The sequence below is a fragment of the Labrenzia sp. CP4 genome (genome assembly GCF_001579905.1).
GTDB lineage: Bacteria > Pseudomonadota > Alphaproteobacteria > Rhizobiales > Stappiaceae > Roseibium > Roseibium algicola.
This window is the reverse complement of record NZ_CP011927.1, coordinates 2,399,768-2,416,617: the sequence shown is the minus strand read 5'-3', so window position 1 is coordinate 2,416,617 and position 16,850 is coordinate 2,399,768. Positions and strand designations below refer to the sequence as shown.

At 59.4% G+C, this 16,850-nt stretch carries 20 protein-coding genes; 14 read left to right on the top strand and 6 right to left on the bottom strand.

From position 1 onward, the window contains the following. Positions 1-11 precede the first annotated feature (11 nt). A complete protein-coding gene (locus ACP90_RS27960) occupies positions 12-527 on the top strand; it encodes a BA14K family protein (RefSeq protein ID WP_082444564.1) in 516 nt (171 codons plus the stop codon). Positions 528-766: 239 nt separating this feature from the next. After that, complete coding sequence (locus ACP90_RS11225) at positions 767-1,321, top strand: alpha/beta fold hydrolase (RefSeq protein WP_062488384.1); 555 nt, start codon at positions 767-769, stop codon at positions 1,319-1,321. 6 nt (positions 1,322-1,327) lie between these two features. Here ACP90_RS11225 and ACP90_RS11220 read toward each other — a convergent pair whose 3' ends face one another. The 3 genes from ACP90_RS11220 to ACP90_RS11210 all read right to left on the bottom strand — a co-directional run bounded on the left by ACP90_RS11220 (position 1,328) and on the right by ACP90_RS11210 (position 3,079). Further along, entirely contained in the window at positions 1,328-1,543 is a 216-nt protein-coding gene (locus ACP90_RS11220) for a hypothetical protein (protein ID WP_055655054.1), read from the bottom strand. A 185-nt stretch (positions 1,544-1,728) separates the two neighbouring features. Beyond that, positions 1,729-2,535, bottom strand: coding sequence for an aldolase/citrate lyase family protein (locus tag ACP90_RS11215; protein ID WP_023000885.1), 807 nt, complete (start codon positions 2,533-2,535; stop codon positions 1,729-1,731). A 220-nt stretch (positions 2,536-2,755) separates the two neighbouring features. After that, positions 2,756-3,079 carry a DUF1476 domain-containing protein gene (locus ACP90_RS11210; protein WP_023000884.1) on the bottom strand — a complete coding sequence of 108 codons (324 nt, stop codon included), beginning with the start codon at positions 3,077-3,079 and terminating at the stop codon, positions 2,756-2,758. Positions 3,080-3,386: 307 nt separating this feature from the next. Between ACP90_RS11210 and purC the strand changes: the two genes are divergently transcribed. The 6 genes from purC (at position 3,387) to ACP90_RS11180 (ending at position 6,255) form a co-directional block, all read left to right on the top strand. Next, positions 3,387-4,151 (top strand): phosphoribosylaminoimidazolesuccinocarboxamide synthase, encoded by a 765-nt coding sequence (purC, locus tag ACP90_RS11205; RefSeq protein ID WP_006932454.1) that lies wholly within the window; start codon positions 3,387-3,389, stop codon positions 4,149-4,151. A gap of 121 nt (positions 4,152-4,272) precedes the next feature. Further along, complete coding sequence (locus ACP90_RS11200; RefSeq protein ID WP_062488383.1) at positions 4,273-4,812, top strand: hypothetical protein; 540 nt, start codon at positions 4,273-4,275, stop codon at positions 4,810-4,812. Positions 4,813-4,918: 106 nt separating this feature from the next. Next, positions 4,919-5,161, top strand: coding sequence for a phosphoribosylformylglycinamidine synthase subunit PurS (purS, locus tag ACP90_RS11195; RefSeq protein ID WP_062491531.1), 243 nt, complete (start codon positions 4,919-4,921; stop codon positions 5,159-5,161). A gap of 28 nt (positions 5,162-5,189) precedes the next feature. Then, on the top strand, positions 5,190-5,297 hold the full coding sequence (locus ACP90_RS28745) for a phosphoribosylformylglycinamidine synthase-associated small membrane protein (RefSeq protein WP_023000881.1): 108 nt from the start codon (positions 5,190-5,192) through the stop codon (positions 5,295-5,297). Between the two features lie 18 nt (positions 5,298-5,315). Further along, complete coding sequence (gene purQ, locus ACP90_RS11185) at positions 5,316-5,981, top strand: phosphoribosylformylglycinamidine synthase subunit PurQ (RefSeq protein WP_062488382.1); 666 nt, start codon at positions 5,316-5,318, stop codon at positions 5,979-5,981. Between the two features lie 19 nt (positions 5,982-6,000). Further along, positions 6,001-6,255 carry a DUF2164 domain-containing protein gene (locus ACP90_RS11180; protein ID WP_006932460.1) on the top strand — a complete coding sequence of 85 codons (255 nt, stop codon included), beginning with the start codon at positions 6,001-6,003 and terminating at the stop codon, positions 6,253-6,255. A 1,146-nt stretch (positions 6,256-7,401) separates the two neighbouring features. On the opposite strand, the gene ACP90_RS11175 is transcribed toward ACP90_RS11180, so the two are convergent. Continuing rightward, on the bottom strand, positions 7,402-8,202 hold the full coding sequence (locus ACP90_RS11175) for an AraC family transcriptional regulator (RefSeq protein WP_062488381.1): 801 nt from the start codon (positions 8,200-8,202) through the stop codon (positions 7,402-7,404). Positions 8,203-8,309: 107 nt separating this feature from the next. Here ACP90_RS11175 and ACP90_RS11170 point away from each other — a divergent pair, with 107 nt between their 5' ends. Beyond that, positions 8,310-8,846, top strand: coding sequence for a peroxiredoxin-like family protein (locus tag ACP90_RS11170; protein ID WP_023000878.1), 537 nt, complete (start codon positions 8,310-8,312; stop codon positions 8,844-8,846). A gap of 123 nt (positions 8,847-8,969) precedes the next feature. Here the strand turns inward: ACP90_RS11170 and ACP90_RS11165 are convergent, their stop codons facing one another. Next, positions 8,970-9,209: a DUF1127 domain-containing protein gene (locus tag ACP90_RS11165; protein ID WP_208993507.1), complete on the bottom strand. Its 240-nt coding sequence runs from the start codon at positions 9,207-9,209 to the stop codon at positions 8,970-8,972. Positions 9,210-9,311: 102 nt separating this feature from the next. Between ACP90_RS11165 and ACP90_RS11160 the strand changes: the two genes are divergently transcribed. From ACP90_RS11160 to ACP90_RS11145, 4 genes are all read left to right on the top strand, one after another. Next, on the top strand, positions 9,312-10,823 hold the full coding sequence (locus ACP90_RS11160) for a PLP-dependent aminotransferase family protein (protein WP_062488379.1): 1,512 nt from the start codon (positions 9,312-9,314) through the stop codon (positions 10,821-10,823). A 23-nt stretch (positions 10,824-10,846) separates the two neighbouring features. Next, positions 10,847-11,317 (top strand): hypothetical protein, encoded by a 471-nt coding sequence (locus ACP90_RS11155; RefSeq protein WP_062488378.1) that lies wholly within the window; start codon positions 10,847-10,849, stop codon positions 11,315-11,317. A gap of 106 nt (positions 11,318-11,423) precedes the next feature. Then, entirely contained in the window at positions 11,424-11,936 is a 513-nt protein-coding gene (locus tag ACP90_RS11150) for a hypothetical protein (RefSeq protein ID WP_145915755.1), read from the top strand. 126 nt (positions 11,937-12,062) lie between these two features. Then, on the top strand, positions 12,063-13,028 hold the full coding sequence (locus ACP90_RS11145; protein WP_062488376.1) for a calcium/sodium antiporter: 966 nt from the start codon (positions 12,063-12,065) through the stop codon (positions 13,026-13,028). A gap of 96 nt (positions 13,029-13,124) precedes the next feature. Here the strand turns inward: ACP90_RS11145 and ACP90_RS11140 are convergent, their stop codons facing one another. Beyond that, complete coding sequence (locus ACP90_RS11140; RefSeq protein ID WP_062488375.1) at positions 13,125-14,102, bottom strand: cyclase family protein; 978 nt, start codon at positions 14,100-14,102, stop codon at positions 13,125-13,127. A 534-nt stretch (positions 14,103-14,636) separates the two neighbouring features. Between ACP90_RS11140 and purL the strand changes: the two genes are divergently transcribed. Next, positions 14,637-16,835 (top strand): phosphoribosylformylglycinamidine synthase subunit PurL, encoded by a 2,199-nt coding sequence (gene purL, locus ACP90_RS11135; protein WP_055655071.1) that lies wholly within the window; start codon positions 14,637-14,639, stop codon positions 16,833-16,835. Positions 16,836-16,850 lie beyond the last annotated feature (15 nt).

The following is a 16,850-nucleotide window of genomic DNA, read 5'->3' as shown; positions in this document are numbered from 1 at the left end:
TGGAGTATGTGATGTCGATCTGGAAATCCGTTTTAAGTCACGCCGCCATCGGTGGTCTTGCCGTGAGCCTGGCTTTGCCGGCCTTCGCCGCTCCACTGCCACTGCTCAAGACCGCGCCGGTGCCGGTTCAGACGCATTCGGAAGCGCCGGCGAACGTCCTCAAGGTTGACCACAGAAGAGGTCATAACCCGCATCGCGGCTACAACAATCGTAACGGACGCCACTATTACAACGGGCACCGGGGTTACCGGAAATATCGCCAAGGCTATCGCCAGTATAACGGCTGGTGGTTCCCGCCGGCAGCTTTTGCCTTCGGCTTCGGCGTTGCTCCCGGCCCCCGCTATGCGGCCCCACCACGCTACGCAGCTCCCCCGCGCTACGCCGCCCCGCCTCGCTACGGCCGTGGCTACAGCCCCGCGCACTATCAGTGGTGTGGTCAGCGTTATCGGTCTTACCGCCCTGGCGACAACAGCTTCCAGCCCTATCACGGACCACGCCGTGTATGCGTCTCGCCCTATGGGCCGTGATTTAAGCTGACGGCGACAAACATCGAGCCGGTCCTTTGGGCCGGCTCCTTTCATTTGCCTCAGCCGTCACCTCGAAGGCTTTGAACGCAAACGGCGCTGAGGTCCGAAGGCCGGTAGCTTGCCGGTTCCTTTTTCCAGCCTTCCGAACATCCGGCACATTCCTTGCCGCGATTGACAAGTGCCCGGAAAAACTGCGAGACAGCGGCACATCTTCGACAGCCACGCAAAAGGTGTAGCCCGTGAAAATTTCAGACACCGATATTCTGCTTGTTCCAGGTTACGGTCAGACGCTGCCGGGCCATTGGCTGTTGCGCTGGCGCGACAAGATGCCTACAGCCCGGGTCGTGAAACAGGCAGAGCTGCATCGTCCGAACAAGAAGGAATGGCTGGAAACGCTGGTGAAAGCGGTTGATGCCGCCGAACGGCCCGTTGTGCTTGTCGCACATTCGCTTGGCTGCATCCTGGTTGCCCACGGTGCTCATGCGCTGAAGGACAAGATTGCCGGCGCCTATCTCGTTGCTCCTTCCGACTGGGACCGCGAGGGGCTGGTGGCGGAATTCGATGGCGGGGACTTCAAGCCCATTCCCGAACATCCGTTGCCCTTCCCCGCGCACCTTGTCGCCAGCCGGGACGACCCATATTGCGACTACGCCCGTGCCGAGCATTTCGCCAAGGTCTGGGGCACCACCTTCCAGGACGCCGGAGCCGCCGGTCACATCAACCTGGAAAGCGGCCACGGTCCTTGGCCGGAAGGCATGATGTCCTTTGCCCATTTCATGAAGAAGCTCGGCTGACGGCTGTCAGGTCCGTGCAGAGGAAGCGTCCATCAACGCTCCGAGGCGCGTGGCCACCCAATAGCTCACCGGAATGGCGATCGCGGCGCCTGTCGCCGCACCGCCGACCAGCAGCAGAGCATTGAATGTGCCGACACCGTAGATCGATAACGGAACCAGTGCACCAAGGCCGGCAAGCGTCGGGCCGATGATGATGAACAGGATCATTGCCAGTTTCCACATGAGGATCTCCCATCGGGAAAGCGGCGGTTCTCCGTCCTGAGCTACAGCGGCAACAGTGGTTGATTATGAGACATAATCAACTTTGCCGTTGAAGCTCAGAACCGTCGCGGTTTCGATATCTGAATACTTTCGCAATATCGAAACTATGACATTGACCCAGGTCAAGCTTCCGCAAGAAGAGCAAATCAATATCCGGCTGCGGGTCCTGTGCCCTGCTCCGCCAGCCAGGCCACTTCCTTGAGCGCAGCCCTGGCGGAATGATCAAGAAAGAGCGTATCGACGCCGTGTGACATCAACCGGAACCCCTGATTATAGGCTTCCTCGACCTTGTCGGCGTTGAGGCAGAAAATCCCGGCAAGTTTCCCGGCCGCGAGCGCCTTTTCCGCAATCTCACCGGCAACTTCGCCGGTATGTGCCCCGTTCGGATCGAGCGAAGCGCCTTTCGACAGCGCAAGGGAAAGATCGCTCGGACCGACAAACACGCCATCAAGACTGTCGACGCTCAGGATCTCGTCCAGCGCGTCGATCGCGTCCTGGGTTTCGATCATGGCAAAGGCAAGGGTCTGTGCATTGGCGTTTTCGAGATACTGGTCCCGCGTCTGGCCGCTCAGCATGGCTGCCCGGAACGGCGACCAGCTGCGGTCGCCGATCGGCGGATACTTGACAGCCCGCGCGAAGGTTTCCGCGTCCCGAAGGGAATTGATCATCGGCGCGATGATGCAATCGGCCCCCATGTCGATCAGCCGTCCCGCAAGGGCGTTGTCACCGACGGGAATGCGGGCAATGCGGTGCGCCCCGGCAAGAGCAATGGCTGCCATCGCCTCGCACGCCGATGCAAAATCATACATGCCGTGCTGAAGATCGAGCGTAACCGCCTCGTATCCCGAGCGCGCAAACAACTCCGGAACCATGGGCGCGGACAATTGGGACCAGCCGGTAATAACGGCTTTTCCGGAACGCAACTTGTCGGCAAGAAAGGCATTATCTGACACGGGTCGTCTCCTCCGATAGAGGAGGTATCAAATCCGTCCGCCGACACAACCGCAAGCGCTGTTTTTGCAATTCTGGGAGCTTGGTTGACGCAAAGGGAGATGGGGATTTTCTTCTTCCAGGCCGGAAAAGCCCCAACTTGCCAATCATGATGCCCGTCAAAACAAAAACGCCCACCGTTTCCGGCGGGCGTTTGAAACTGACAATCGAAGAAAGCTTCGATCAGCCTTCTTTCTGCAACTGGTCGACAGCCGTGTGCATCAGTTCGTCCATGGTGCGACGAATCTGATGATCGGACTGCTCGACCTTGTTTGCGTCGAAATCTTCGCGAAGCTTGCGGAAAACGTCTTCCTCGCCCGGCTCTTCGAAATCGGCCCGGACAACTTCCTTGGCGTATTCGTCGGCCTTCTCGCCTTCAAAGCCCAGAAGACCTGCCGCCCACAAACCCAGCAACTTGTTGCGGCGTGCGGTTGCCTTGAACCGCAGCTCCTCGTCATGCGCAAACTTGTTTTCAAACCCCTGCTCGCGCTTGTCGAATGTGCTCATACTCATCGTCTCCTGAACTGCGCTGATGCACTTCCCCCCATATGGGGCTGATTTGGTCTCTTGCATATCCCCGCAAGCCGATCAAATCAACGCAGTACGTACACTCATGCGTCAAAAGCATAACCGCCCTGCGAACTCTCCGGAAACATAAGATTGTACTTTTGCCCGGCTTCGGTTAAGTTCCGCGCCGCAAAACAGGGCCTGCTGCCTTCAAGCATCGGCCGGTTGACGACAAACGTCCCGGTGGATTTTCAGACAAGGTAAGCATGTTCCGTCAAAGGTTTCTCTAAAAGACACGGTATAGCCTATGAACCGCCGCCGGCGCATTTACGAAGGTAAGGGCAAGATCCTTTACGAAGGTCCGGAACCGGGAACCCTGGTTCAGCACTTCAAGGACGACGCGACTGCCTTCAACAACAAGAAACACGAGATTGTTGACGGCAAAGGCGTGCTCAACAACCGGATTTCCGAATATATCTTCAATCATCTGAATGCCATCGGCATCCCGACTCACTTCATTCGCCGCCTCAACATGCGCGAACAGCTGATCCGGGAAGTCGAGATCATTCCGCTGGAAGTGGTCGTGCGCAACGTCGCCGCCGGTTCCATCGCCACCCGTCTGGGCCTGGAAGAAGGCACGCAGCTGCCGCGCTCCATCATCGAGTTCTACTACAAGAACGATGAGCTCAACGACCCGATGGTCGCCGAAGAACACATCACCGCATTTGGCTGGGCCACCCCGCAGGAACTGGACGACATGATGGCGCTTGCCATCCGCGTTAACGATTTCCTGTGCGGCCTGTTCCTGGGCGTCGGCATCCGTCTTGTCGATTTCAAGATCGAATGTGGCCGTCTGTTCGAAGGCGACATGATGCGCATCGTCGTCGCCGACGAGATTTCCCCGGACAGCTGCCGCCTGTGGGACATCGAGACCAACGACAAGATGGACAAGGACCGCTTCCGCCGCGACATGGGCGGCATGCTGGAAGCCTACCAGGAAGTTGCCAAGCGGCTGGGGATCATGATCACCAGCGAACGTCCGGCAGGCTCCGGACCAACCCTGGTCAAGTAAGACGCGCTGCTGATGCAGTATTGACACAGGCCGGCGCAATCGCCGCTAACGGCCCTAACGTCAGTATTGCAACCAAAGGTATTGCAAACTATGACGCCCCCTTGTTCAACGAGGGGGCGTTATGTCTTTTAGATTTTCTTTCATTTTCAAGGCCGTATCGATTGCACTTCTGTGCGGCTTTCTTGCAGCCTGTCAAACCACGGGCCTGAAGCCCGGCAGCATTTCCTCCAGCTTTGCACCCAAGGGTTGGGCCAGCAAGCAAAACGGCAACAAGGCCGTCTATGTTTGTCTGCCATCCACCTGCAAATCGCCTGAAGTTGTCGTTGTGGGTCCGATCGAGGTCAAGGGCGACACGGAAACAGCCATCCGGCAAAACCTGATCTCTGCCGAATTGATGAATGCCGTCGGCAACATTGCGAACGTGGCCTCGAAGGGGCAGGTCCGTCTCAAAACCAATCGCCGTGTCGTCACCAAATCCTATTCCGGCTTCGACATGACTGCCAGGTACCGGACGGACAAAGGCAACGTCTATGTTGCCGCACGCATCATCATTCAAAACGACCGCGGCAGCACCGTTGCCTCCTTTGCGACATCAAGCTCCAGGGCAAAGACAAATCTCGACCGCTTCCTGAAGCAGACAACGATCAAACGCCTACCATAAATCGCAGGTTTTCTGCACACAGGCCTTTCGCAAATGGGGCTCCTCGTGTATGGGGAGCCCCAAAGTCATTCAACTGCAGAATCTGCAGTCTGCTGCGGGGATCCCAATCATGAAAGCACGTGTGATCGTCACCCTGAAAAACGGTGTTCTCGATCCTCAGGGAAAAGCCATCGAAGGCGCGCTCGGCGGCCTCGGCTTCGGCGACGTCGGCTCCGTTCGTCAGGGCAAGGTGTTCGATGTCGAACTGACCGGCACCGACAAGGACGCCGCCAAGGCTGAACTGGAGCAGATGTGCGAAAAGCTGCTCGCCAACACTGTCATCGAGAACTACGCGATCGAGATCTCCTGACCGAAACTTCGACACCGGGGCACCACCGATGGATGACGATACCCGCACGGCCCTGATCTTCATGGCCACCAAAGCGGCGATATTCATCCTGGTGCCCGCAATCGCGGCATTGATAGCCGTACTTGTTCTGCTCTGAACCGACTGGATTGCCCACATGAAAACCGCAGTCATCGTTTTCCCCGGCTCCAACCGCGACCGTGACATGTTCCACGCACTGGAACTGATCACCGGCACCAGGCCGCAGAGCGTCTGGCACACGGAAAGCACCCTGCCGGATGTGGATCTTGTGGTTGTTCCCGGCGGCTTTTCCTACGGCGACTATCTGCGCTCCGGTGCAATTGCAGCCCGCTCCCCGATCCTCAAGGACCTTGTTGCCAAGGCCGAAAGCGGCGTCGCCGTCCTTGGCGTTTGCAACGGCTTCCAGATCCTGACCGAGGCAGGCCTGCTTCCCGGCGCCCTGATGCGCAACGCCGGCCTCACCTTCGTCTGCCGCGAAGTCCTGATGGAAACGGTCAACACCGCGACGAGGTTTTCCTCGAAGTTCGAAAAAGGCCAGGTCTGGCGTTGCCCGGTTGCCCATCACGACGGCAACTACTTCGCCGACGCTGACACGCTGAAGCAGATCGAAGACAACGGCCAGGTCGTTTTCCGCTATGCGGGCGACACCAACCCGAACGGCTCCATCAACAACATTGCCGGCATCATGAATGCCAAAGGCAACGTTCTGGGCATGATGCCGCACCCGGAAAACCTGATCGAGCCGCTCAATGGCGGCCTCGACGGGCGCCTCCTGTTCGAAAGCCTGCTGGAAGCAGCCTGAAACCATCCGGGAGGCGGATATGACGGACCTGACACTCGACAAGGACGCCAGAACCCGCCTCGCCTCCGAGATCAAGCATTATCTCGAAACAGACCTGGACATCGACATCGGCAACATGGATGCCGAATTGCTGATCGATTTCCTGACGCCATCCCTCGGGGCCAGGTTCTACAACCTCGGCCTCAAGGACGCCCAGGCGCTGCTCGCCCGCAAGGTCGACGACATCAACGACGAACTCTACGCCCTGGAAAAACCGGTTCAGGATCGCGGTTGAGCTGCACTGGGCGACGTGGCGTGGTTAGTGCCATCCACATCGACTTCCGCTGCGCCGGGCGACCCTGCCCCAACCTCCTTGTCATCCCCGCGCAGGCGGGGATCCAGTAACCGGCTGCCTAGACCGCTTTGCCCATCCCTTCAACTCTGAAGGCTACTGGATCCCGGTCCTGGCGCTTTGCGCCAAACCGGGATGACAAGCGGGTTGGGAAAGTTGCTGTAGCCTGATCATCGATCAGAGAATGCGGTACCCTCTCGCGCTCCAATCCGCCAGCGCCTCACGAACCAAAGCCGCCCTCACCTTCCTTGTCATCCCCGCGAAGGCGGGGATCCAGTAACCGGCTACCTCGGTCACATCGCATTATCTTGCCAGCTCCCGCGACTACTGGATCCCGGTCTTGGCGCTGCGCACCAAACCGGGATGACAAGCGGGTTGGGAATGTCGCTGTAGCCTGAACATCGATGAATGAATGCGGTCCCCACTCGCGCACCAATCTGCCAGCACCTCACGAACCCGAGCCGCCCTCACCTTCCTTGTCATCCCCACGAAGGCGGGGATCCAGTAACCGGCTGCCTCGGTCACATCGCATTATCCTGCCAGCTCCCGCGATTACTGGATCCCGGTCTTGGTGCTACGCACCAAACCGGGATGACAAGCAGGTTGGTAAAGACGCAGTTGCCTGAACATCGAAGTGTGAATGCGGTACACTCTCGCGCTTCAATCTGCCAGCGCCTCACCAACCAAAACCGCCCTCACCTTCCTTGTCATCCCCGCGTAGGCGGGGATCCAGTAACCGGCTACCTCGGTCACATCGCATTATCTTGCCAGCTCCCGCGACTACTGGATCCCGGTCTTGGCGCTGCGCACCAAACCGGGATGACAAGCGGGTTGGGAATGTCGCTGTAGCCTGACCATCGAAGTGTGAACGCGGTACACTCTCGCGCTTCAATCTGCCAGCACCTCACGAAACCGAGCCGCCCTCCACCTCCCTTGTCATCCCCGCGAAGGCGGGGATCCAGTAATCGGCTGCCTGGACCGCTTTGCCCATTCGTTCAGGCCTGAAAGCTACTGGATCCCGGTCTTGGCGCTTTGCGCCAAACCGGGATGACAAAAACGGGGGCTAGTGAGGTTCAGCGAACAAACGGTTCAGGCCGCCTGGCTGCGCTTTTGTTTGGGGGAATAGCCGAAACGGCGGGAGAAGGCCCTGGAAAAGGCCGCCGGACTTGCGAAGCCGCAGAGGCTCGCGACGGCCTTGACCTGCCTGCCTGTTTCCAGTTCCGAGCGGGCAATATCCAACCGCCAGTTCGAGAGATAACCCATGGGTGTCGTCCCGACGAGTTCCTTGAACGTCACCGCGAACTGGGTGCGCGACATGCCGGCGGTCTCGGCCAGTTTTTCCAGCGTCCAGTGTTCTCCGGGCACCTCGTGGATTGCCACCAGGGCGGCTGCGATCCGCGGGTTTGCAAGACCGTTCAGGAGGCCGGTATCGGCCTTGCCCTCTTCCATGGCATGACGCAGCAGGCGGATCACCACCACTTCGCACAAACGCTGGAAGGCAGCCTGCCCACCGCACCTGGGCATTGTCGCCTCCTCGATCAGCGGCGTCACGACAGCGGTGAGATATGGATCTTCCGACATCGGCACGGAAATGCATTCCGGCAAGGCACTGACCAGCTGCCTGCCGACACCTGATATCGTGATCCGGGCAGCGACAAGCGACGTTTCGTCGGGGGCTGCTTCCATGCCGGCAAGCACGGCAGATCCGTCCCGCTCCGGGCAGAAAACCAGTCTCTGCCCTCTCTCAGGACTGTCATAGACCCTCAGGTTGGCATCGCTTTCGCTCCCGTCCGCTGCCAGTGAAATGTCCACCTGAACGCGGAGCCGGTCGATGAGCGAAGACAGCCGGTCCAGCCTTCCATTAAAGGACGTGCGATATGGGACCGACATTTCCGTACTCCTGAGCATATTTTTTGAATGTTTATAGCGCTTGCGTTCACTACCTTACAGCCATCCGCAGGGAAAAGTGAAGCCTTGCCTAGCCAAATGAGGAAAACATGCTCGTTCCACGCCAACCGGTACCCGGCCTCACGGTCGAAACCCTGAGCTCCGGCACCTTTGATCTGTCCAAGGATAACGCCGACTTTGCAACGCTGGTAGTGTTCTACCGCGGCCTTCATTGTCCGATCTGCGCCACTTACCTTAAGGAACTCGGCCGTCTGACCGCCGACTTCGCGGCCAAGGGCGTAAAGACGATCGCTATTTCGTCGGACGACAAGGACCGTGCGGAAAAGATGGCGGAAAAGGTCGGCCACGCGGATCTGCGCTTTGGCTACGGCCTGCCGCTGAGTGTTGCGAGGGAATGGGGACTTTATGTTTCAACCAGCCGCGGCACCACCTCGATCGGCATCGAGGAGCCTGCGCTGTTTTCCGAGCCTGGTGTCTTTCTTGTCAGACCGGACGGCACGCTCTATTTCGCCTCCGTCCAGACCATGCCTTTCGTGCGTCCGCACTTCCAGGAAATGGTCGGTGCACTCGATTTCGTTCAGAAGAACGACTATCCGGCACGCGGCGAATATACCGGTGCGGTCTGACAGCACCTTGATACGGAATTGAAAACAAGGATGCCGGACACGGGCTGCATCGTGTCCGGCATCAACAAAGACTCGCCAGGGGTAGCAGGTCCTTGTTTGGTGGGATCGCCAAAGATCTCCGCATCAATACCGGCCCTTGCGCCGGCTTTCGGTATCCCAGAAGGGGCGCATTGCCTCGGCAAGCGCAGCTTCCCGGGTCAGTCCGAGGTCCTCAAGGGCCGCGTCTGACAATTCCAGAAGTTCCAGGCGGGTCCGGCGCCTGACAAACCAAACCTTCAGATAGCTGAAAGCCGTTTTGGTAAAACCGCCGGGAATCCGGAGCCGCGATATCGGGCGCCCGGATATTGTTTCGATTGAACTCATTTGAGACATCTCCAGGGTGACAATTGCATCAATTGGGCGCATTGTTGCGCTACAATCATATGAATTGACTCCATTCGGGATGCAATATATTAAATTGTCACCATGACAAATTGGCACCCAGAGATTCCCGAGGGCCAAGGGCCCCTCTACATCCGGCTGGCGGACCGCATCGCCGAGGATATTGCCACTGGCGCGCTTGGTGCCGGTTCCAAACTGCCGCCGCAGCGCGACCTTGCGTATGATCTGGGTGTCACTGTCGGCACCATAGGACGCGCCTACGCCCTGATCCGTCAGCGTGGCCTCGTCAGTGGCGAAGTCGGGCGCGGCACATTCGTGCTCGGCAGCACCTATGAACCGTCACTCGAAGAAGACACCAAACCGGACCTTGACCGGCCGACACAGCAGACCAACGGCTCAGCCGCGCATGACATGGCCGCCTCTTCCTGGACGCAAGGCGCGATGCACATGCCTAAGGATGTCGCCTTTGGCGGCACCAGGGTCATGGTGCCTTCGCCGGAGGCAATCCGCTTCGACAGCACATCCGCACCCGAGATCGGCCAGGCCGGCGTCATTGGACGGCTGACGGCAGACATCACCCGTGATGCGCCGTACGAAATTGCCAGCTACACCCGCTCCGTGCCCGAAAGCTGGCGCCAGGCCGGGCGGATCTGGCTGTCCCGTACCGGCTGGCAGCCGCCGGAAGGCAGCATCGTGCCGACGACAGGCGCCCAGGCGGCAATCATGGCAATCATCGCGGCAACGACCGCGCCTGGCGATCAGGTCGCCTTCGAGGAACTGACCTACAGCTCGATCGCCCGTGGCGCGGCTCTCTCCGGCCGCAGGCCGGTGCAGATCGCGCGGGACGACGAAGGTCCCCTGCCCGAAGATCTCGCAAGGGTCTGCGCGCAGAAACACCCGAAGCTGCTGTTCGTGATGCCGACCATGCATAATCCGACCCTCGGCATGATGGGTGAACAGCGCCGTGCGGACATTGTAACCATCGCCCGCCAGTACAATCTCTGGATCATTGAGGACGAGGTCTACGGTTCCTTGCGCGAAACCTCGCCGCCCCCGCTCGCCGCACTGGCACCGGAGCGTACCTTTCATGTCGGCTCGCTGTCCAAGTCCGTGACGGCAGGCGTACGCGGTGGCTGGGTTTCCAGCCCGCTGTCTCACGCACAGCGGATCTACACCGCCCACAAGATGCTGACCGGCGGCATATCCTTTCTCCTGTCGGAATTGTCATCCCGGCTGGTTCTATCTGGCGCTGCCGACGAATTCCGTCAGAAAATCCTCGCGGAAGTCTCCGCCCGTTTCGAACTGGTGCAGAAATATCTCGGTGCCTACGACATGTTTGCCGCCGCCGACGCGCCGTTTCTCTGGCTGAAGCTTCCCGAACCCTGGCTCTCCGGCACTTTCAAGGCGGCAGCCGCCGCCACCAATGTGCTGATCGACGATGAAGACGAGTTCAAAACCGGCCGATCCGGCAAGGTCTATCACCGCGTTCGTATCGGCATCACCAACCCGATGACCCGGCAGGAAACCGCGAAGGGTCTGCTGATCCTGCAAAATTTGCTGGAGGACAGCGGCGCCTGCTACGACAGTTTCGAATAGCGACCCTTTGAAGGCGGAGAAACATGTCTGAAACCAGCTTGCTCTTCTTGATCCTGCCAGCCTTCGCAGTCGTCTTCGCCCTGTTCTGGTCGCTGATCGTCTTTGTCATTGCCCATACAGGTGGCTGGGCGGGACTGGCAAAAGCCTACCCGGCAACCCGGAAGCCGGAAGGCCGCACCTGGAACTGGCGCACCATCCGCTTCGGTCTCTTCGGCAACTACCGCAACAGCGTGGATGTGACCCTGTCCGATGCAGGGCTCCACATGTACCCGATCTTTGTCTTCAGGATCGGCCACAAGCCGATACTCATCCCCTGGACCGCAGTCTCGGACGCATATCGCCGCGATCTCTGGTTTGCGCCAACGCTGACACTTTCAGTTCCTGTGACGGGAAACGACAATGAAAGACGGGTGTCCTTTTACGGTGCGGAGTTCGTCGAGGCGATCGAGGACTGTCTGAGGCGCAATGGCAACGGCAACGCTCTCCGCAAGTAAGCAAACCGCCGGTTTGCCTGCCTCACATCGCTCGATACCGGAAACACGTTTTCCTTGTTCTGCACCGGCGCTGCTGACAATGTGAACTGACTACCGGGAGGTTGTGATGACAGGGTCTGTGCCTTTGTGGGTGAAACTGGCCGGCGTGGCAGCGGCTGTCTATTGCATCGCAGTCTTCGGAACCGTCTACCGCTACAATCAGTCCATCCTGGAAAGCGCCAGCTTCGCCGAAATCACCGGCGGAGGCTTCATCTACAACTACCGTATCGCCGACATTCGGGCGGGCATTACGGTTGGCCTCGTAAAACCCCTGCCCCTTGGCACCCGGCTCATTGCCGAGTTTGAAAGCCCGCAAGGTGGCAAGATCGAGGTCGAAAAGGCCGTTTCCCACGCCAAGCGCAACTACAGCTTCGAAACACCGTCCCTCAGCGATGTTGAAGCCGAACGCACCTATGCGGCAGTTCTTCATGTCATCGACGCAAAGACGGGCGAGGAAATAGAGCGCCACGAAAAGGGTCTCAAATCCAGTGTCGCGCCGAAGGCGATGCCGGCAAAACCGCTTACCATCGGCCCTGGGTATCACGTCAATCCGGATGTCCGGCCGGCGCCAAAGGGCTAGACCGATAGCCGCCACGGGAAGTCCTTTTGCTATCGCGCGAAAAAAGTGTGCGCGGCACCTCAAGAGCCATTGTGCGGTGCAATCCGGCACACCATCTGCCAGCGACGTGTCCTCGGGATCTCCAAAATGACTGTCTTTGAAATTGCGCTCGGCCTGGTTCTCCTCGTGGCCGGTGGTGACGTGCTTGTGCGCGGTTCTGTCGGCCTTGCAAAGCGCTTCGGCATCTCCGAACTTCTGATCGGCCTGGTCCTTGTGGGCTTCGGCACGTCGACACCGGAACTGATGACGAGCGTGCTGGCGGCACTCAACGGGTCTGCCGGCCTTGCGGTCGGCAACGTCGCCGGCTCGAACATCGCCAATATCCTGCTCATTCTGGGGCTGACGGCCGTCATCTCACCGTTGTTGGTCGACCCCAAAGCGTTGCTGCGCGATGGTCCGGCCAACGCTCTGGCAGCCCTCGCTTTCACGGCCCTTGCATTGTCCGGCTTGATTGGACGGGAAGCGGGCCTGGTCCTGATACTCGCCCTGGCGGTCTATCTTGTTGTCACCTACCGGATGGAAAAAGGCACGCAAACGCCTTCGGCAGAACTGCACAGGGGTGAAATCCAGCTGGTCGCTCCCAAAGCCGGACAGCTGAACCTGCTACTCAATCTGGCGATGGCATTTGGCGGGCTGGTAATGATCCTGGGTGGAGCACACTTTCTGGTGTCCGGGGCGACCAGCCTTGCGCAGGCAGCGGGCATCAGCGACGCGGTTATCGGCGTCACCATCGTCGCGGTCGGCACGTCCCTGCCTGAGCTGGTCACCTCGGTGATCGCAGCTCTCAAGCGTCAGACAGATATTGCTCTTGGCAACATCCTTGGCTCCAACCTCTTCAATATCCTGGGCATTCTGGGCATTACCGCGGTTATCACCCCCCTCCAGGTCCCGCAGGAAATCATGAGCTTCGACATCTGGGTTTTGTTGGGGGCTACAGTGATCCTTCTGGTCTTTGCCATGACGGGGGGCCGTATCTGTCGGCGCGAGGGCGCCATCATGCTCCTGGCCTATGCCGGCTATACAGGTTCCGTCCTCCGCAACGCCCTCGGATGAACCTCCTCAGAAAAGTCGGACCTAGCGCAAAGGGGAGATCTTCTCCTGCCTGCCCAAACCGGCGGAGACTTTACTCCGCCGGCCAGAAGGACAGTTTCAGCGATTGCTTCTGACGGGGACCGCAATCGGGCGGATCGGCGAGCCGGTGGCGCCACGCAGTTTCAGCGGCGAGGTAATGAAGGCAAATTCATGCACCTCGTCCCTTGCCAGGTCTTCCAGCCACAAGAGCTCAATAAACGAGATTCCCTTTTGCGCCAGCAGATAGGAATGAACAGGTGCGAAATTGTCCGGGTTGGTGGACGGGAAACTTTCCAGACCCAGGTTATCCGCGCCCAGCACCATCGCCTTTTGCTCCTCGGCCAGCCACCTTGCGGCATCAAGGCCAAGCCCTGACTGGCTGAACAGCACCAGTTTCGACTTGTCCGGCCAATGCTGCATCTGGCCGGTACGGATGAGCACCACATCACCTTCCTGCAAGCTGGTTCCCTGCGCATCCAGCGCGGTTTTCAGATCATCCACCGTAATGGCGTAGGACGCCGGCAGCACATCCACACCCTTGGCCTTCGCAACGTCGATCAGCACGCCGCGCGCAATGATGGGTGGATACTTGTCCGCACCCGATTTCGCCCACCCGCGCGCGCCCTGCGCCTCGTCGGCGCTAACGTTGTTCCAGATTTTCCCGTGAAGTCCGAAGTGACTGAGCGTGTCGATATGGGTTCCCGTGTGGGTATTCATCGAAATCGCTTCGCTGGAATGCGAAAGGAGCTCCTTGCTGCCATCCCCGCGCGCCGGCGTATCAAGCATCATCATCTGGTAAGTCGGATCTCCAAAGGCGGCACTGCAACAATCTGGCATGCCGACAAAGAGATCCACACCGAGATCATAAATCCTGCCGGCATCGATGCGCTGCAAGATCTCCAACCGGGAGGCATCGCTCATCATGTTGAGCGTGCCGATCTCGTCTTCCGGTCCCCATGGACTTTCACCCACCTGATCGCCTTCCGCGAAAACCGGTGAACCGGCAAGGGTCGCGGCCATGAGTGTGGCGGCAAAAAGCTTTCGGGTCTGATTCATCAAGTCTTGCACCAGTGGAATTCCTTCCTCTCAAAACCCCGTGCATGCAGGAACGACCGGCAAGGCGATTCCGTTCGTGGAGGATTGCTCCTCCACGTTTCAGCAGGACGGATTGCCTGACAGGGTTTTCGGTTTTCAGAACAGGCGCATTCGAACACGCCCGGCATGATTAGGACAATTGCCCTAAAATCCAATTAGGACAATCGTCCAAATCTGTCAAGACCGCACCCAAATGCACTGAAACACCCGCATTGCAGCCATCTCCGCTTTGCCGGTGAGACTTTTACGAACCGTATTTGGCCTTGATTCCGGGCTTGAATTCGAACTTGTGCCGGTTGGAATGCACTGCGCTGTCAGGTGGAAGAACGTCTGCAAGGCCAATCGCGTCGCCCGCGATCAAATTTGTCGAATTTCTTTGCACCGCAAGGCTCCCAAATTGGGGGACAATCTGCTAAACGGCGGCATCATCGTCTGCCCGTGCCGTCGCGGCCCCACCCATTGGCCAGAAACACTGGCCAAAAACAGTGAAACGTCATGATCCCGAACGACATCAAGATCACGCCCGACCTGATTGCTTCCCACGGTCTGAAGCCGGATGAATATGAGCGCATCCTGGAACTGATCGGCCGCGAGCCGACCTTCACCGAGCTGGGCATCTTTTCAGCCATGTGGAACGAGCACTGCTCGTACAAATCCTCCAAGAAATGGCTGAAGACCCTGCCGACGGAAGGTCCGCGCGTGCTTCAGGGCCCGGGTGAAAACGCGGGTGTGGTCGATATCGGCGATGGCCAGGCCGTGGTCTTCAAGATGGAGAGCCACAACCACCCGTCCTACATCGAGCCTTATCAGGGCGCTGCGACCGGTGTCGGCGGCATCCTGCGTGACGTCTTCACCATGGGCGCGCGACCGGTTGCGGCGATGAATGCCCTGCGCTTCGGCGAACCCGATCATCCGCGCACCCGTCACCTCGTTTCCGGCGTCGTTTCCGGTGTTGGCGGCTACGGCAACTCCTTCGGCGTTCCGACAGTCGGCGGCGAAGTCGAGTTCCACGCCCGCTACAACGGCAACTGCCTGGTCAACGCCTTTGCGGCAGGCCTTGCAAAATCGGATGCGATCTTCCTGGCCAAGGCCGAAGGCGTCGGCCTGCCGGTCGTCTATCTCGGCGCCAAGACCGGCCGTGACGGCGTCGGCGGCGCGACCATGGCTTCGGCGGAATTCGACGATACGATCGAAGAAAAGCGCCCCACCGTTCAGGTTGGCGATCCCTTCACCGAAAAATGCCTGCTGGAAGCGTGCCTTGAGCTCATGGAAACCGGCGCGGTCATCGCCATCCAGGACATGGGTGCGGCCGGTCTTACCTGTTCTGCCGTCGAGATGGGCGCCAGCGGCGACCTCGGCATCGAGCTGGACCTCGACAAGGTGCCGGTGCGCGAAGAACAGATGAGCGCCTACGAAATGATGCTTTCGGAAAGCCAGGAGCGCATGCTCATGGTTCTGCGTCCGGAAAAGGAACACGAAGCCGAAGCCATCTTCAAGAAATGGGGCCTCGACTTCGCCATCGTCGGCAAGACCACCGACACGCTGCGCTTCATCGTCAAGCACCAGGGCGAAGTCGTCGCCGATCTGCCGATCAAGGAACTCGGTGACGAAGCTCCCGAATATGACCGTCCCTGGGTCGAGCCGAAAAAGCGCCCCGTTCTGTCCGCGTCCGAAATCGAGGAACCGGCGGACTATGCCGAAGCTCTCAAGACCCTGGTCGGCAACGCCAACGGCTCGTCCCGCCGCTGGGTCTATGAACAATACGACACGCTGATCCAGGGCAATTCGGCCGCGACGCCGGGCGGTGATGCCGGTGTCATCCGCGTGGAAGGCACCCGCAAGGGCCTGTCCTTCTCCGTTGACGTGACACCGCGCTATTGCGAGGCGGACCCGTTTGAAGGCGGCAAGCAGGCCGTTGCCGAAGTGTGGCGCAACCTGACCGCCGTCGGCTCCGAACCGCTGGCTGCAACCGACAACCTGAATTTCGGCAACCCGGAAAAGCCGGAAATCATGGGCCAGTTCGTCGGCTGCATCAAAGGCATCGGCGAAGCCTGCCGGGAACTCGAGTTCCCGATCGTTTCCGGCAACGTGTCACTGTACAACGAGACCCATGGCGAAGCGATCCTGCCGACCCCGGCCATTGGCGGTGTCGGACTGCTTCCGGACGTCACGGTGCGCGCAGGTGCGGCCTTCGTAAACGAAGGTGACGCAATCCTGCTCATCGGTGGCAAGGGCACCCATCTGGGCGCATCCCAGTATCTCGCGGATATTCTGGGTCGTGAGGAAGGCGCTCCGCCGCCGGTCGACCTGGCGGCAGAAAAGCGCCGCGGCACGCTGGTTCGCCAGCTCATCGGTGCGGCTCGTCTGACGGCTGTACACGATATTTCTTCCGGCGGCCTGGGTGTCGCTCTCGCCGAGATGGCGATGTCCAGTGGCATCGGCGCAACGGTCAAGATCGATGGGCCGGCCCATGCCGCGCTCTTCGGTGAAGACCAGGGACGCTACGTCGTCACCGTTTCCCAGGACAAGGTGGAAGCCGTTCTGGAAGACATTCTGGACGGCGGTATCGACGTTCAACAAATCGGCACCACCGGTGGCACGGATTTGACTGTTGAGGGCATTCTCACCATATCCGTTGCAAACTTGAAAAAAGCGCACGAAGATTGGTTCCCGAATTACATGGCAACGGCATAAGCCGTTTGACCTTCA